Source organism: Pseudomonas sp. WS 5010 (genome assembly GCF_012985565.1).
In the GTDB taxonomy this organism is placed as follows: Bacteria; Pseudomonadota; Gammaproteobacteria; order Pseudomonadales; family Pseudomonadaceae; genus Aquipseudomonas.
The window spans coordinates 154,043-169,323 of record NZ_JAAQWQ010000003.1; the positions used below are offsets into that span (position 1 = coordinate 154,043).

The window sequence follows — 15,281 nt, forward strand, 5'->3', positions numbered from 1 at the left end:
AGCGCAGCTACGCTGTTTATTGGGGAGTGAGACTTATCTTTAATGAGGTGAGGGGATGGTTGATTCGCAGCGAATGAGAACGAAACCGGAAGTGTATGAAGGACTGATCGACCGCTTGGGTCGAGCACTGGACGCAGCAAGAACCGCGGGCCGATTGCGTGACGAACGGCCCGATGAGCTGGAACTGCGAGGCTTGAGCCCTGCAGAGTTTGAAGTGATCAAGGCCTACCTGGACTTGAACGCGCGCCCAATCCCGCAATGGGTGGCTCCTGTGCCAGCCAGGGAGGCGGTGCGATCGTCCAAGGTGGTATGGCTCAAGGACTTGTCGGCCGGCCGCGGCCCGGAAAAGCTGCGGTCTGTACGATTCAAGTAACCTGCTCAGCGTTATCCGCCGCTGGTAAAGATTGTCGCTAAACCCCGTTACACCTTAGGCTTCGGGCATCTTTGGAGATGCTCGATGCCTATTCGTTATTTCATCAAACAATTATTGCTGCCGCCCGGCATTCTCTTGCTGCTGCTGGCCCTTGCCTGGTGGTTTCGCCGCACTCGCCCACGCTTGGCTGGCGTGTGCTTTGCCCTGGGGTTTGGCGGGATGTGGCTGATCAGCCTGCCGGTGATGGTGGAGTGGGGCGCGCGTGCCCTGGAAACCGAGCCGCCATTGGCCCTGGACGACTGGGCCAGCCTGGCACAACGGGCCGATGCCATTGTGGTGCTGGGCTCGGGCCGCGAGCGCGGTGACCCGGCCTGGGGCGCTGATCAGCCGACTGGTGTGGGCCTGGAGCGTCAGCGCTACGCGGCGCGATTGGCCAAGGCCTCGGGCTTGCCGGTGCTGACCACCGGCGGCCTGCACTATGGCACGCCGCCCAGCGAGGCAGAGTTGATGGCGGTGTCGATGCAGCAAGACTTTGGTGTGGCCGTACGCTGGAAGGAAGAGCGCAGCCGCACCACCTGGGAAAATGCGCAGATGAGCGCCGAGATCCTCTTGCCCCAGGGCGTCAAGCGCGTGGTAGTCGTGACCCAGGCCTGGCATATGCCGCGCTCAGTGTGGAGCTTCGAGAAGGCCGGCTTTACCGTGGTGCCGGCGCCGGTCGGCTTCCTGGGAGTGGACAATGCCCGGCCGCTGGGCGGCTGGATGCCGGAGTTCAAGTCGATCTGGCAGAGCGGGCAGTTAATCAATGAGGCGGTGGGGCAGGTAGGTTACCGCCTGTTCTATCGTTGATGGCGCAAATCAAAATGTGGGGCTTGTGTGGGAGCGGGCTTGCCCGCGATGGAGGTGGGTCGGTCGCTAAAAATGCTGACTGATATACCGCCATCGCGGGCAAGCCCGCTCCCACATTGGGTCTTGTATGTCTGTCAGACGGTCTTGGCCATGCGCCCGGCCAGCAGCGCCCAGCCAAACAGCCCCAGGCACAGGATGATCAGCGGCCACGAACGCCATTGCAGGTACGGCGTCAGGTTGTGCATCGGTACGACCTCGCCGTAGAGAATGCCGCGTTCGAACTGCGGGATCTGCTCGGTGATCTGCCCGAATGGGTTGATCAGGCCGGTCACGCCGTTGTTGGTCGCGCGAATCATCCAGCGGCCGGCTTCCAGGGCGCGCATCTGGGCCATTTGCAGGTGTTGCAAGGGGCCGATGGAGGTGCCGAACCAGGTGTCATTGCTGATGGTCAGCAACAAGTCGCTGCGGGCGGCGAGGCCGGCGGCAAACTCCGGGTAGACCACTTCGTAGCAGATATACGGCGCGATCTGATAACCCTTGGCTTGCAGCATGGCCTGGTCCTCAGGCCCGCGGGCAAAGTCCGACATCGGCAGGTCGAAGAACGCAATCAGGCCGCGCAGCACATCCTGCAGCGGCACGTACTCGCCAAAGGGCACCAGTTTCTGCTTCAAATAGGTGCCATCACCCTGGCCAACCACGGTGATGCCATTGAAGTAGCGCTTTTCGTGGCGTACTTCCTGGCGGATTGGCACGCCGGTGATCATCGCCGCATCCCGGTCGGCGGCGAACTTGCCCATCATTGCCAGGTAGCCCTCGACGGACTCCTTGAGCACCGGCACGGCGGTTTCCGGCCAGATCAGCAGGTCCACGCGCTTGGAGGCAAAACTCATGTCGCGGTACAGCGCCAGTTGCTCATTGAGCTGCGCCGGATCCCACTTCATGCTCTGCTCGACATTACCCTGGATCGCCGCGACGGTCAGCGGTTCACCGGCAGGGCTGGTCCAGGCGTGGTGCTTGAGCGCCAGGCCAATCGCCCAGGGTGCAACCAGCAGCACCAGGCCCGTGGCGATGAACGCGTTGCGCCTGGCCGCCAGCAAACGCGGCAGGTTGACGATCAGCGCCGCGCTCAAGGCCAGGGCAAACGAAATCAGCCACACCCCGCCCAGCGGCGCGAGCCCGGCCAGCGGGCCGTCGAGCTGGCTATAACCGGAGTACAGCCAGGGAAAGCCGGTGAGGAACCAGCCGCGAAATGCTTCCTGGCCCACCCACAGCGCGGCAAACGCCAGGGCATCGGCCAGCGGCGCTTCGTTACGGCGCAGCCAGCGGGCCCAGAGCCAGGCAGGCAGGGCAAAGAACAGGGCGATCGCGGCGGTAAAGGCGAGCATCAACAGCCCGGCCAGCAACACCGAAGCGCCACCAAAGTGGTGGATGCTGTAATAAATCCAGCTGGTTCCCGCGCCAAACAGGCCAAAACCGAAACACCAGCCACGCCCGAAGGCCTGGCGTGGTGTCAGTTGGCGCATTCCGGCATAGAACACCCCGACCGCCACCAGTGCCAGCGGCCAGATATCGAACGGCGCCAGCGCCAGGGTGGTGATAGCACCGGCCACCACGGCCAGCAGGTTACCGGGCCAGCCGGGTGCGGTGAGACGGCGCATATCAGTCCTTAGCGGGCAATAGGTGTCAGGCGGATCAGGTGGATGCGACGGCTATCGGCATTGAGGATGCGGAAGCGATAGGCGCCGATCTCGGTGGTTTCGTTACGCTTGGGCAGATGGCCAAACGCACTCATCACCAGGCCGCCGACGGTGTCGAATTCATCGTCGGAGAATCCGCTGTCGAAGAACTCGTTGAAGTTCTCGATCGGCGTCAGCGCCTTGACCAGGAAATCACCGCTGGGCAGCGGCTTGATGTAGCTGTCTTCTTCGACGTCGTGTTCGTCTTCGATATCGCCGACGATCTGTTCCAGCACGTCTTCGATGGTCACCAGGCCCGCGACGCCGCCGTATTCGTCAATGACGATGGCCATGTGATTGTGGTTGGCGCGAAACTCGCGCAGCAGCACATTCAGGCGCTTGGATTCAGGCACGAAGGTCGCAGGACGCAGCAGGTCCTTGATGTTGAAGCTGTCGCCGTTCTCCTTGAGGATCAACGGCAGCAGGTCCTTGGCCAGCAGGACACCCATGACGTCGTCATGGCTTTCGCCGATCACCGGGTAGCGCGAGTGCGCCGAGTCGATCACGGCCGGGAGGAATTCCCGTGGGGTCTGGGTCGCCTTGATGCTGATCATCTGCGAACGCGGGACCATGATGTCCCTAACTTGCAGGTCAGCCACCTGGATGGCGCCTTCGACGATGGCCAGCGCTTCGCTGTCCAGCAACTTGTTCTGATGGGCCTCGCGCAGCAGCTCCAGCAGCTCCTGGCGGTTTTTCGGCTCGTGGGCAAAAGCCTGGGTCAGTTTACCCAGCCATGACTTTTGCCCGTTGCTCGATCGGTCTTCGCTCATAGCGATTACTCTAAATCCTTGATTGTTTCAGTTGAGTGTCGATTAGTGTTCGTCGTCTGCATAGGGGTCAGGATGACCCAACTCTGCAAGCAACGTTCGTTCCAGTGCTTCCATTTCTTCGGCTTCTTCATCATCTATATGGTCGTAGCCCAACAGATGCAAGCAGCCGTGCATGACCAAATGGGCCCAGTGGGCCTCAAGGGCCTTGCCTTGTTCTTGCGCCTCGCGCTCCACCACGGCGACGCAGATCACCAGGTCACCCAGCAGCGGGATATCCAGCAGTTCGTCCGGTACATCGGCGGGGAACGACAGCACATTGGTTGCGTAGTCTTTCTGGCGCCAGGTGTGATTCAGCTCGCGGCCTTCAGGTTCGTCCACCAGACGGATGGTCAGTTCCGAGTCAGCGCTGCGCTGGCGCAGGGCCAGTGCGCACCATTGGCGGAACTGCGCTTCGCTGGGGGCTGGCGCTTCGGTGGCCAGTTGCAGGTCAAGCTCAAGCATCGCGGCGGTTGTCCTTCGACAGGCCGTCGTCGCGGTGTTCGAAACGCTCGTAGGCCTCGACAATGCGCTGTACCAACGGATGACGCACCACGTCCTTGGGCATGAAGTGGGTAAAGCTGATTCCCGGCACGTCCTTGAGCACCTCGATTACCTGGCCCAGGCCCGACTTGGTGCCCTTGGGCAGGTCGACCTGGGTGATATCGCCGGTGATCACGGCCGTGGAGCCGAAACCGATGCGCGTCAGGAACATCTTCATCTGTTCGACCGTGGTGTTCTGGCTTTCGTCGAGGATGATGAAGCTGTTGTTCAACGTGCGGCCGCGCATATAGGCCAGCGGGGCGATCTCGATCACCTGGCGCTCGATCAGCTTGGCCACGTATTCGAAGCCGAGCATTTCATACAGTGCGTCGTACAGCGGGCGCAGGTACGGGTCGATCTTCTGGGCCAGGTCGCCGGGCAGAAAGCCCAGTTTCTCGCCCGCTTCCACCGCCGGGCGCACCAACAGGATGCGTCGCACCTGTTCGCGCTCCAGGGCGTCTACCGCACAGGCCACGGCCAGGTAGGTCTTGCCGGTACCGGCCGGGCCGATGCCGAAGTTGATGTCGTTGCCGAGGATTTCCTTGACGTACTTCTGCTGATTCAAGCCCCGTGGGCGAATCATGCCTTTTTTGGTACGCAGCGCCACGCTGGCTTCGGCCACCGGGTTGTTGGCCAGGTCTTCCACGGCCGATTCCTGCAGGTACAGGTGCACCGTTTCCGGCGACAGCTCGCTACCCTTGGTCTCGCGGTAGAGGCGACGCAGCAGGTTTTCTGCAGACGTGGTGTGCTGGGGTTCACCAATAAGCTCGAACTGGTTGCCGCGGTTGCGGATCTCGATGCTCAGGCGTTGTTCGATCAAGCGCAGGTGCTCGTCGAACTGTCCGCACAGATTGGCGAAACGACGAGCCTCAAACGGCTCGAGGAGGAAACGATGGGGTTCTGCTATGGGTGCGTTCAAGGTTGCTTTTAGCCGCCCTTTGGCTGTTTAGGTGAAATAGAGGATAACGCCAGCTGCCGGTGTGCGAAAGCACTTAAGTAATCGGAATGCTGCGCGGTTCCCATGTGGGAGCGGGCTTGCTCGCGAAGGCGGTGTGTCAGTCAATGCATCTGTCACTGATCCACTGCCATCGCGAGCAAGCCCGCTCCCACATTTAGATCTCCACCAGTCAGGAGTATTGATGGGTTACTGGATCAACGAGCCGCGCAGCGAGTGCGGTTGCGCCGCGTCGATGTGCACGTCGGCGAACTGGCCGATCAGCGTCGGGTTATCACAGCGGAAGTTGACGATCCGGTTGTTCTCGGTGCGCCCCTGCAACTCGCCCGGGTCTTTCTTCGAGTAATCGGTGACCAGGATACGCTGGGTCGAACCGACCATCTGTCGGCTGATCTCGAAGCCTTGCTGGTTGAGGCGATGCTGCAGCGCGTTCAGGCGCTCCTTTTTCAGCTCCTCCGGGGTTTCGTCGACCAGGTCGGCAGCCGGAGTGCCGGGGCGCTGGCTGTAGACGAAGGAGTAGGAGAAGTCGAAACCGACGTCTTCAATCAGCTTCATGGTCTGCTGGAAGTCTTTCTCGGTCTCGCCGGGGAACCCAACGATAAAGTCCGAGCTGATGCAGATGCCCGGCACGGCGGCGCGCAGTTTGCGCAACTTGGACTTGTACTCCAGCGCCGTGTGGTTGCGCTTCATCGCCGAAAGGATACGGTCCGAACCCGATTGCACCGGCAAGTGCAGGTGCTTGACCAGCTCCGGCACTTCGGCGTGGGCCTGGATCAGGCTGTCGGAGAACTCCAGCGGGTGCGAGGTGGTGTAGCGAATCCGCTCGATGCCATCTACCGCCGCAACCACGCGAATCAGCTCGGCCAGGTCCGCCAGGCGCCCATCGTGGGTCTGGCCGCGGTAGCCGTTGACGTTCTGCCCCAGCAGGGTCACTTCACGCACGCCGTTTTCGGCCAGGTGGATGATTTCTGCAAGCACATCGTCGAACGGCCGGCTGACTTCTTCGCCACGGGTATAAGGCACCACGCAGAAGGTGCAGTACTTGCTGCAACCTTCCATCACCGACACATAGGCGCTGGGGCCGTCGATGCGTGGTTCGGGCAAATGGTCGAATTTTTCGATTTCCGGGAACGAGACGTCCACCTGCGGCAGCTTGGTGATACGCGCAGCGTCGATCATTTCCGGCAGGCGGTGCAGGGTCTGCGGGCCGAAGACCACGTCGACGTAGGGCGCGCGGTCACGAATGGCGGCGCCTTCCTGGCTGGCCACGCAACCGCCGACGGCGATTACCATGTCCGGGTTGGCCAGTTTCAGTTCGCGCCAGCGGCCCAGCTGCGAGTAGACCCGGTCCTGGGCCCGTTCGCGGATCGAGCAGGTATTGAGCAGGATCACGTCGGCATCTTCGGCGCGAGCCGTGACTTCCAGGGCCTGATGTTCACCCAGCAGATCGACCATGCGCGAGCTGTCGTACTCGTTCATCTGGCAACCGTGGGTTTCGATGTAAAGCTTCTTGGCCATGGGAATCGTCAACTGGTGGTAAAGAACCGCGCATTATAGGGGGCATGCCCATTGGTTCCTAGCACTGTGCATCAGGTGCCATGCTATAGTTCGCGCCCTCATTTATATCCGCCGATGTGCTGCCCGCCCCCCATGACCAAACGTGAAGCTCCAATCTACAAGGTGATTTTCCTTAACCAGGGCCAGGTGTTCGAAATGTACGCCAAGCAGATCTATCAAAGTGATCTGTGGGGCTTCCTGGAAGTGGAAGAGTTCGTCTTTGGCGAGCGCACGCAACTGGTCGTCGATCCGGGCGAGGAAAAGCTCAAGGCCCAGTTCGAAGGCGTGGTGCGCAGTTTTGTGCCGATGCATTCGATTGTGCGTATCGATGAAGTCGAACGCTTGGGTACGCCGAAGATCAGCGAAGCGCGGGGCATGAGCAATGTCATGCCGTTTCCGATGCCGATGCCTGAGAAGTAGGCTTTTAGACCGCGTTGCGCCTATCGCAGGCAAGCCAGCTCGCACATTTTGATTTGTGAACGCATTCAAATGTGGGAGCTGGCTTGCCTGCGATGACGTCAGAAGGGTTTAGACAACCTCAAGGCAGCGGCGAAAAGGGTGAACGCCCATCCGCACTCTGCAATTCCTGCAAGTAATTGCGGAAAATCTGCCCCAGTACCTGGGTCGCCACTTCCAGCTCATCACGCTGCATGTGCTCGGCCACTTCGTCAGCGGTGTCGAGGGCATCTTCGGCGCCGTTGACCGCCGCCATCTTCAGCACGATATACGCCTGCACGTTATTGGCCGGCACGCCTTCGCCGTGGAAGAACATGCTGCCCAGCTTGAACTGCGCCTGGGCATGGCCCTGCAACGAGGCTTTCTCGAAGAAGCTCAGGGCTTTGTTCAGGTCGCGGGCAGGGTTTTTGTCGTCGTAGAAGAATTCACCCAACTCGTATTGCGCCTGCGCATCCCCGCTATCGGCCAGGGCCTGGCAGGCGTTCAGCGCCTCGGCCTGGCTGTCGGGCTGAGTATTGAGGGTGCAACGACCCATCGCTGGGATCAACAACGAGTTGCCGCCCGCTTGTGCATGTGCAAGCAGCGGTTGAAGGAGCAACAGGCAGCCCAGAACCAGGGTGCGGCCGGTGCGTTTCATGGGAATCGACTTACCTCTGACGGGGCGCGTGGAGCCACGTGGGGATCCAATAAGCGCGCATTATGAAATAAGCAGGCCTCTGCTTACAAAGTCTTTACTCGTTTTTCTGCTGCGTGGGCAAGTTATCTGCCGGATTGCAGGTGATTTCTCGAAAAAACGAGGAAATTTCTGTAAGCAAGGTAGCAAATCTGACGCCACCAGGGGCGGCGTCAGGTTGTGGCTGTCTTACTTCAAAGCGGCGAAGGCACGCTCGGCAGCATCCAGGGTCAGTTTCAGCTCGGCTTCGCCATGGGCGATGGAGGTGAAACCGGCCTCGAAGGCACTCGGTGCCAGGTACACACCGCCTTCGAGCATCAGGTGGAAGAAGCGCTTGAACAGGTTGGCATCGCTGCCCATCACATCGTCAAAGGTGACGATATCGTCGGCGCCGCTGAAATACAGGCCGAACATGCCGCCGGCCTGGGTGGTGACGAACGGGATGCCCGCCGCATCGGCGCGTTGTTGCAGGCCGTCCAACAGGCGGGTGGTGTAGTCGCTCAGTTCGGCATGGAAGCCCGGGCGGCTGATCAGGCGCAGGGTGGTCAGGCCGGCGGCCATGGCCAGCGGGTTACCGGACAGGGTGCCAGCCTGGTAGACCGGGCCCAGTGGCGCGATGTGCTGCATGATCTCGCGCTTGCCGCCGAAGCAGCCTACCGGCATGCCGCCGCCGATGATTTTGCCGAAGGTGCTCAGGTCCGGCGTTACGCCGTAGTGAGCCTGGGCACCGCCGAGGGCGACGCGAAAACCGGTCATCACTTCGTCGAAGATCAACACCACGCCGTGCTTGTCGCACTGCTCACGCAGACCTTCGAGGAATCCCGGGGCCGGTGGCACGCAGTTCATGTTGCCGGCCACCGGCTCGACGATGATGCACGCCACCTCCTGACCGACTTCGCTGAGCATCTGCTCGACGGCGCCGATGTCATTGAACGGCAGGGTCAGGGTGTGCTTGGCAAACGCTGCTGGCACGCCCGCCGAACTCGGTACGCCCTGGGTCAGCAGGCCGGAACCGGCCTTGACCAGCAGGCTGTCGGAGTGGCCGTGGTAGCAGCCTTCGAACTTGATGATGCTGTCGCGGCCGGTGAACCCACGGGCCAGGCGAATCGCGCTCATGGTCGCTTCAGTACCGGAGCTGACCATGCGCACCATCTCCATCGACGGCACGATCGAACACACCAGGTCCGCCATCTCGGTTTCCATGGCGGTGGGTGCGCCATACGACAAACCATGCTCCAACTGCTTGCGCACCGCGTCCAGCACGTCGGGATGGCTGTGGCCGAGGATCATCGGGCCCCATGAACCGACGTAGTCCACGTAGCGCTTGTCATCTTCGTCGGTGACGTAGGCGCCTTCGGCGTGCTTGAAGAACAGGGGCGTGCCGCCGACGCTCTTGAACGCACGCACGGGGGAGTTCACACCACCGGGGATGTGTTTCTGGGCATTGGCAAACAACGTTTCGGAACGAGACATGGGCAGGCTCTCTGAATTCAGGATTTGAGGAGTTCGTTGAAGGCGCGGGCGCGGCGCGTCACTTCCTGGGTGCTGTCGGCACCGAACAGGCCGTGGACCACCGCCAGCAGATCGGCGCCGTGCTCCACCAGGGGCGCGGCGTTTTCCAGGGTGATGCCGCCGATCACGCAGATCGGCAGCTGCAAGCGGGCGCGGGCCTGGGCGAGCATTTCAACGGTGGCCGCGGGCGCGCCGGGCTTGGTCGTGGAGTTGAAGAAACGGCCAAAGGCAACATAGCTGGCGCCTTCGCGCGCGGCTTGTTCGGCCAGTTCGATCTGGCTGTGGCAGGTGGAACCGATGATGGCATTGCGCCCGAGCAGCGCCCGGGCCGGGGTCAGCGGGCCGTCGGTCTGGCCCAGGTGGACGCCGACGCCAAGGCGCGCGGCCAGTTCGGCATCATCATTGATGATCAACTGGGTCTTGTAGCGCGCGCACAGTTCACGCAGCGCCTGGGCTTCGCGCAGGCGACGGGCCTCGTCGCTGCTCTTGTCGCGGTATTGCAGCAAGGTCACGCCGCCTTCCAGCGCGGCCTCGACGTAGGACAGGAACTTACCGGCCAATAGTTGGCTGTCGGTAATGGCATACAGGCCACGTAATTTCATCGAGCAGGCCCCTTGGTGTTACGAACAGAAATCCAGTGGCAGGCGCCGCGGCACAAATTGCCCTTGGCCCAGTTGTTCGGCGTCCCGCAGGGTGCGCCAGGTGTAGTTGAGTGCCGACTCCACGGCGCTGGCCAGGCCTTCGCCCTGGGCCAGGCGGCCGGCCAGGGCGCTTGCCAGGGTGCAGCCGGAGCCATGATAGCTACCGGGCAGGCGCTGGCAGGTGAAGGTGCGGCGCGTGCCGTCGCGGCTGTACAGGCGATTGTGCACCTCATGCTCGTCGCCATGACCGCCGGTGATCAACAGGTGCTTGATAAACGGCAGCAGCTTTTCGGCGCATTCGTCTGCCGTGCCTTCGGGCAGTTCGGCGAGGATGCGTGCTTCAGGCAGGTTGGGCGTGGCGATCAGCGACAACGGCAACAGCCGCTCGCGCATCGCATAACCGACCTCATCCTTGCCCAGGCTGCCGCCGCCACCGGCGCGCAGCACCGGGTCGCAAACCACCGGCAGGTGCGGCTGCTGCTGGAGCAGTTCGACCACGGTATCGACCATCACGGTGGAGCCGAGCATGCCCAGCTTGACCGCCGCCACTTGCGAGTCGCCGAGCACGGCATTGGCCTGGGCCAATACCCACTCGCGGTCGAGCACGCGAAAATCACTGACATTGACGGTGTTCTGCACGGTCAGCGCGGTCACGGCCGGGGCCGCATGACAGCCTTGGGCGAGCAGGGCTTCGATATCTGCCTGCAAGCCGGCGCCACCACTGGGATCATGGCCGGAGAGACAGAGGACAACGGGGCGGGAGCTGTAGATATTCATGGTGCGCGAGCTTACCACCAAACGCTTTTTGCGTGGCTGTCGGGCAGTGCTTGTATTTTACGCCGGAGCATGCGCAAAAATGGCTATAAGCCATCATTCATTTGTGGGCGATTGAACGCTGAAAGCCCCGTCCTAGAGCCTTTCAAAAAATTATTTCAATGGTGTCTTTTGGCCTTTACCGGCTATGCTAGAGTGGATCCAAACAACTTAAATGTATCGCCGGTGTACGTCATCTCAAAAGGAATGGGGGGCTTTTGACATAACCGGACAGGCCACGCTGGGGCTCTATGCGCTATTTGCTGATGTTTCTCTTGTGCGGGCTGCCGATGCTGGCCGGCGCCGTCGAGTTCAATGAAACCACCCGCAGCCTTCCCCTCGGCCGGATCATGCAAGTCCTCGAAGATCCCAGTGGCAGCGTCACTATCGCCGATGCCCGTTCCGCGGCACTGGCCAACCGCTACACCCGCCATGATAAAGACACCCTCAATGCCGGCTATTCACGCTCGGCGTTCTGGATCAAGGTCGACCTGCATTACCTGCCCAAGGATCCCCACGCCCAGCGCACCTGGCTGCTGGAACTGGCCTATCCGCCCCTGGATCATCTTGAGTTGTACGTGCCCGATGGCGCCGGTGGCTACCGCCTGGCCGGGCGCACCGGGGATGCATTGCCGTTTGCCAGCCGGGAAATCCGCCAGAACAACTACCTGTTCAATGTCGATTTCAAGGCGGGCGAGGAGAAGACCCTCTATCTGCGCCTGCAAAGCGAAGGCTCGATCCAGGCCCCGTTGACCCTATGGTCGAGCACCGCCTACCTGGAAGACCAGCCGCTGCGCCTGTATGTGCTGGGCCTGATCTACGGTGTGCTGCTGGGGATGCTGGTATACAACCTGTTCATCTACCTCAGCGTGCGCGATACCAGCTACCTCTATTACATCCTTTATATCGCCTCGTTCGGCATGTACCAGCTTTCGGTGAATGGCGCGGCGGTGGAGTATTTCTGGCCGGACAACCCCTGGTGGGCGAATGCGGCGACGCCGTTCCTGATCGGCGCGTCGGCATTGTTCGGCAGCCTGTTTGCCCGCAGCTTCCTGCACACCGCCCTCTATAGTCGCTGGGTGGACCGGCTGCTGCTGTTGCTGGTGGGCACGGGGGCGGTGGTGATGGTGTTGTCGCTGATGACCAGCTATGCCCTGGCCCTGCGCCTGGCGACCGCGCTGGCGCTGATTTTCACCGTGACCATCTTTGTCGCCGGGATCAGGGCCTGGTGCTGTGGCCAGCGCGTGGCGCGGTATTTCATCATCGCCTGGTCGGCGTTCCTGATCGGCGGGGTGGTCAACACGATGATGGTGTTGGGCTACCTGCCCAATGTGTTTCTCACCATGTACTCCAGCCAGATCGGCTCGGCCATCGAAGTCGCCCTGTTGTCCCTGGCCCTGGCCGACCGGATCAACGCGATGCGCGAACAGCAGGCGCAAATCCTGTTTGATGCCAGCCAGAAACTGGAAGTGCTCAACCAGCAACTGGCCCACAGCAACCAGTTGAAAGACGAATTCCTCGCGACCCTGACCCATGAACTGCGCACGCCGATGAACGGGGTGATTGGTTCACTGGAACTGATGCAGACCGAGCCCCTGGCCGGCGACCTCGCGCAGTACCAGCAAACCGCCGCCGGCTCGGCGCGGGACATGATGCGCATGGTCAACGGCATCCTCACCCTCACCGAACTGCAGGCCGGCCGCCTTAGCGCGCAGCCGCAGGTGTTCAGCCTGCGCGGGGTGCTCGATACCTTGCGCCAGCAGTTCCTGGGTAATGCCCAGGGCAAGGGCCTGGAGTTTTCCATTGATGTGGCGGGCGAGTTGCCGGATCGCCTGGAGGGCGATGCTGGCAAACTGATGCAGTGCCTGGAATGCCTGCTGGATAACGCGTTCAAGTTCACCCACGAAGGCGCCGTGCGCGTACGTGTGGTGGGGGTGCCCCGGGCTGATGGCCATTTGCATCTGACCTTTATCGTCACTGACTCCGGGATTGGCTTTGCGCAGTTGGATGAGGCGACCCTGTATCAGCGTTTCTTCCAGGTGGATGGCTCGACCACCCGCGAATACGGCGGCCTGGGTATTGGCCTGGCAATCTGCCGGCAGTTGATCGAATTGCTCGGTGGGCGCCTGACCCATCATTCCGAACCGCGCAAAGGCAGCCGTTTCCAGCTGGAGGTGGCGGTTATCGCGGTGCCGCCGGAGCCGTCCCGGGCCGTGGACCTGCACCGCGCGCCACAGGACTGCACGGTACTGCTGGTGGACGACAACAGCGTCTCGCAATTGGTCTTGCGCGGCATGTTGCTCAAGTTGGGCTACCGGGTAAAAGTGGCCGACAGCGGCCCCGTAGCCCTGGCGATGCTGCAGGAAGGGGCGTTTGATGCGGTGCTGCTGGATGTGCCCGAGGACGGCTTTTCCCTGTGCTGCCAGGTCCGCGCCTTGCCAGGCTGCGCTGAGCTGCCGGTGATCGCCTTGAGCGACTCTCTGCAGGGCAGCGCGCGCCAGCATTGTCATGGCATCGGCTTGACGGAGCAGTTACTCAAGCCGGTGCGTTTCGAGCTGTTGCAGGCGGTCTTGCAGCGGCGCCTGCTGTGCCCGCTAGAGGGTGAAAGCGCCGGCAGTTAGGCGCATATGCCACTTTTTTAAGGGGGGTGACGATGCTTAACTGAATTCAAGGCCCCAATGAACGTGGCCTTTTATCAGGAGGCCCGTCATGAATCTGCACCAGTTCGCCGAAACCCACGACGTTACCAACCAGCCGCCGTCCCTGGACGGCGCCAATCTGTATCGCCTCGACCTGCCCTTGCAAGAGTGGTCGCGGCGCTTCGGGGCGGGCTGGGCCGAAGCGCGTATCGATACCTACGGCGCCTTGGCAGGCGGGCCGCTGATGGAGGCGGGGTTCCTGGCGAATCAGAACAAGCCAGTGTTCAGCAGCCATGATCGCTATGGTCACCGCATTGACCTGGTGGAGTTTCATCCGGCCTATCACGAGCTGATGCGCACCGCCGTTGAACATGGCCTGCCGTCGTTGCCCTGGGCCCATCCGCAGCCTGGCGCGCATGTTGCCCGTGCGGCCATGACCTACCTGCACAGCCAGGCCGAAGCCGGCACCGGTTGCCCGCTGACCATGACCTTCGCCTGCGTACCGGCCCTGCGCCTGCAGCCAGACCTGGCTGATAGCTGGCTGCCAAAAATCCTCAACACCGAATATGACCCGCGCAATGTCGGCATCGCCCACAAGGCCGGCGCAACCATCGGCATGGCCATGACCGAGAAGCAGGGCGGCACCGATGTGCGCGCCAACACCACCCGCGCTTATCCCGTGGGCGCCGGCGGCCCTGGCCAGCCCTATGAGCTGGTAGGCCACAAGTGGTTCTGCTCGGCACCGATGTGCGATGCCTTTCTCACCCTGGCCCAGACTGACAAGGGCCTGACCTGCTTCCTACTGCCAAGACAGCGTCCGGATGACACGCGCAATCAGTTCTATATCCAGCGCCTGAAAAACAAGCTCGGCAATTGCTCCAACGCCTCCAGCGAAGTCGAATTCCGCGGGGCCCTGGCGTGGATGGTCGGCGAAGAAGGCCGTGGGGTGCCGACCATTATCGAGATGGTGGCCATGACCCGGTTCGATTGCATGGTCGGTTCCAGCTCCTTGATGCGCCAGGCGCTGACCCAGGCCAGCCATCATTGCGCTCATCGGTTGGTCGGTGGCCGGGTGCTCAGTGAGCAACCGTTGATGCAAAACGTGCTGGCCGACCTGGCCCTGGAAAGCGAAGCGGCCCTGGCCTTGAGCCTGCGCATGGGGCGGGCGCTGGATCATCTGGATGATGAGCAGGAGGCCAAGTTCGCGCGGCTGGTGACGGCGGTGGGCAAGTATTGGATCTGCAAACGTGCCCCGGCGATGATCAACGAAGCCGCCGAATGCATGGGCGGCGCCGGGTATGTCGAGGACAGCATCCTGCCGCGCCTGTACCGTGAGGCGCCGGTCAATTCGACGTGGGAAGGTTCTGGCAACGTGCAATGCCTGGACGTGCTGCGGGCCTTGTCGAAAGAGCCGGGCGTGCTGGAAACATTGTTTGTCGAGTTGGGCGACGGGCATGGCGATAAACGCCTGGCTCGGCATATCGAGCAGTTGAAATCGGCGTTTATGGACACCCAGGACATCCAGTACCGGGCGCGACAGCTGACCGAGGACATTGCCGTGGCGTTGCAGGCCAAGTTGTTGCTGGAGGCGGGCAATGCCAGTGTCAGCGATGGATTTATAGCCAGCCGCCTGGGTGAGTCGTCGGGGCGGGTATACGGCACCTTGCCACGGGGTGTGGATGTGCAGGCCATCGTCGCCCGCTCAACCCCGTCTCTCTGAATAAACCCGGT

General features: G+C 61.9%; 14 protein-coding genes. 5 read left to right on the forward strand and 9 right to left on the reverse strand.

Features of this window, described 5'->3' with window-relative positions; genetic code table 11:
- The first annotated feature begins 55 nt into the window (after nt 1-55).
- Together HBO11_RS09600 and HBO11_RS09605 are read left to right on the forward strand one after the other, a co-directional pair.
- A complete protein-coding gene (locus HBO11_RS09600) occupies nt 56-373 on the forward strand; it encodes a hypothetical protein (RefSeq protein ID WP_169951196.1) in 318 nt (105 codons plus the stop codon).
- Between the two features lie 84 nt (nt 374-457).
- A complete protein-coding gene (locus HBO11_RS09605) occupies nt 458-1,219 on the forward strand; it encodes a YdcF family protein (protein WP_169951193.1) in 762 nt (253 codons plus the stop codon).
- Nucleotides 1,220-1,353: 134 nt separating this feature from the next.
- Here the strand turns inward: HBO11_RS09605 and lnt are convergent, their stop codons facing one another.
- From lnt to miaB, 5 genes are all read right to left on the reverse strand, one after another.
- Nucleotides 1,354-2,877: an apolipoprotein N-acyltransferase gene (lnt, locus tag HBO11_RS09610; protein ID WP_169951191.1), complete on the reverse strand. Its 1,524-nt coding sequence runs from the start codon at nt 2,875-2,877 to the stop codon at nt 1,354-1,356.
- Nucleotides 2,878-2,885: 8 nt separating this feature from the next.
- The gene (locus tag HBO11_RS09615; RefSeq protein ID WP_169951188.1) at nt 2,886-3,725 is read right to left on the reverse strand and encodes an HlyC/CorC family transporter; all 840 of its coding nucleotides are present in this window, start codon (nt 3,723-3,725) and stop codon (nt 2,886-2,888) included.
- Nucleotides 3,726-3,767: 42 nt separating this feature from the next.
- Entirely contained in the window at nt 3,768-4,226 is a 459-nt protein-coding gene (gene ybeY, locus HBO11_RS09620) for an rRNA maturation RNase YbeY (RefSeq protein WP_169951186.1), read from the reverse strand.
- Complete coding sequence (locus HBO11_RS09625; protein WP_169951184.1) at nt 4,219-5,223, reverse strand: PhoH family protein; 1,005 nt, start codon at nt 5,221-5,223, stop codon at nt 4,219-4,221. The genes ybeY and HBO11_RS09625 overlap by 8 nt, the downstream gene beginning before the upstream one ends.
- Before the next feature lie 225 nt (nt 5,224-5,448).
- Complete coding sequence (miaB, locus tag HBO11_RS09630; RefSeq protein ID WP_057439015.1) at nt 5,449-6,777, reverse strand: tRNA (N6-isopentenyl adenosine(37)-C2)-methylthiotransferase MiaB; 1,329 nt, start codon at nt 6,775-6,777, stop codon at nt 5,449-5,451.
- Between the two features lie 132 nt (nt 6,778-6,909).
- On the opposite strand from miaB, the gene HBO11_RS09635 reads away from it, so the two are divergent.
- Nucleotides 6,910-7,236 carry a DUF1820 family protein gene (locus HBO11_RS09635; RefSeq protein ID WP_003215457.1) on the forward strand — a complete coding sequence of 109 codons (327 nt, stop codon included), beginning with the start codon at nt 6,910-6,912 and terminating at the stop codon, nt 7,234-7,236.
- A 118-nt stretch (nt 7,237-7,354) separates the two neighbouring features.
- Here the strand turns inward: HBO11_RS09635 and HBO11_RS09640 are convergent, their stop codons facing one another.
- From HBO11_RS09640 to HBO11_RS09655, 4 genes are all read right to left on the reverse strand, one after another.
- Nucleotides 7,355-7,909 carry a tetratricopeptide repeat protein gene (locus HBO11_RS09640; RefSeq protein ID WP_169951182.1) on the reverse strand — a complete coding sequence of 185 codons (555 nt, stop codon included), beginning with the start codon at nt 7,907-7,909 and terminating at the stop codon, nt 7,355-7,357.
- 225 nt (nt 7,910-8,134) lie between these two features.
- Complete coding sequence (hemL, locus tag HBO11_RS09645; protein ID WP_169951180.1) at nt 8,135-9,418, reverse strand: glutamate-1-semialdehyde 2,1-aminomutase; 1,284 nt, start codon at nt 9,416-9,418, stop codon at nt 8,135-8,137.
- Between the two features lie 17 nt (nt 9,419-9,435).
- Nucleotides 9,436-10,059 carry a thiamine phosphate synthase gene (gene thiE, locus HBO11_RS09650; RefSeq protein ID WP_169951178.1) on the reverse strand — a complete coding sequence of 208 codons (624 nt, stop codon included), beginning with the start codon at nt 10,057-10,059 and terminating at the stop codon, nt 9,436-9,438.
- Nucleotides 10,060-10,077: 18 nt separating this feature from the next.
- Nucleotides 10,078-10,875 carry a hydroxymethylpyrimidine/phosphomethylpyrimidine kinase gene (locus HBO11_RS09655; protein WP_169951175.1) on the reverse strand — a complete coding sequence of 266 codons (798 nt, stop codon included), beginning with the start codon at nt 10,873-10,875 and terminating at the stop codon, nt 10,078-10,080.
- A 287-nt stretch (nt 10,876-11,162) separates the two neighbouring features.
- Between HBO11_RS09655 and HBO11_RS09660 the strand changes: the two genes are divergently transcribed.
- Nucleotides 11,163-13,532, forward strand: a complete 2,370-nt coding sequence (locus HBO11_RS09660; protein WP_169951173.1) for a 7TM diverse intracellular signaling domain-containing protein — start codon at nt 11,163-11,165, stop codon at nt 13,530-13,532.
- 88 nt (nt 13,533-13,620) lie between these two features.
- Complete coding sequence (locus tag HBO11_RS09665) at nt 13,621-15,270, forward strand: acyl-CoA dehydrogenase family protein (RefSeq protein WP_169951171.1); 1,650 nt, start codon at nt 13,621-13,623, stop codon at nt 15,268-15,270.
- Nucleotides 15,271-15,281: the final 11 nt, after the last annotated feature.

Coding starts and splice junctions, on each gene's coding strand:
- HBO11_RS09600 (WP_169951196.1), top strand. CDS start 56: ATGGTTGATTCGCAGCGAATGAGAACGAAACCGGAAGTGTATGAAGGA.
- HBO11_RS09605 (WP_169951193.1), top strand. CDS start 458: ATGCCTATTCGTTATTTCATCAAACAATTATTGCTGCCGCCCGGCATT.
- lnt (WP_169951191.1), bottom strand. CDS start 2,877: ATGCGCCGTCTCACCGCACCCGGCTGGCCCGGTAACCTGCTGGCCGTG.
- HBO11_RS09615 (WP_169951188.1), bottom strand. CDS start 3,725: ATGAGCGAAGACCGATCGAGCAACGGGCAAAAGTCATGGCTGGGTAAA.
- ybeY (WP_169951186.1), bottom strand. CDS start 4,226: ATGCTTGAGCTTGACCTGCAACTGGCCACCGAAGCGCCAGCCCCCAGC.
- miaB (WP_057439015.1), bottom strand. CDS start 6,777: ATGGCCAAGAAGCTTTACATCGAAACCCACGGTTGCCAGATGAACGAG.
- HBO11_RS09635 (WP_003215457.1), top strand. CDS start 6,910: ATGACCAAACGTGAAGCTCCAATCTACAAGGTGATTTTCCTTAACCAG.
- HBO11_RS09640 (WP_169951182.1), bottom strand. CDS start 7,909: ATGAAACGCACCGGCCGCACCCTGGTTCTGGGCTGCCTGTTGCTCCTT.
- hemL (WP_169951180.1), bottom strand. CDS start 9,418: ATGTCTCGTTCCGAAACGTTGTTTGCCAATGCCCAGAAACACATCCCC.
- thiE (WP_169951178.1), bottom strand. CDS start 10,059: ATGAAATTACGTGGCCTGTATGCCATTACCGACAGCCAACTATTGGCC.
- HBO11_RS09655 (WP_169951175.1), bottom strand. CDS start 10,875: ATGAATATCTACAGCTCCCGCCCCGTTGTCCTCTGTCTCTCCGGCCAT.
- HBO11_RS09660 (WP_169951173.1), top strand. CDS start 11,163: ATGCGCTATTTGCTGATGTTTCTCTTGTGCGGGCTGCCGATGCTGGCC.
- HBO11_RS09665 (WP_169951171.1), top strand. CDS start 13,621: ATGAATCTGCACCAGTTCGCCGAAACCCACGACGTTACCAACCAGCCG.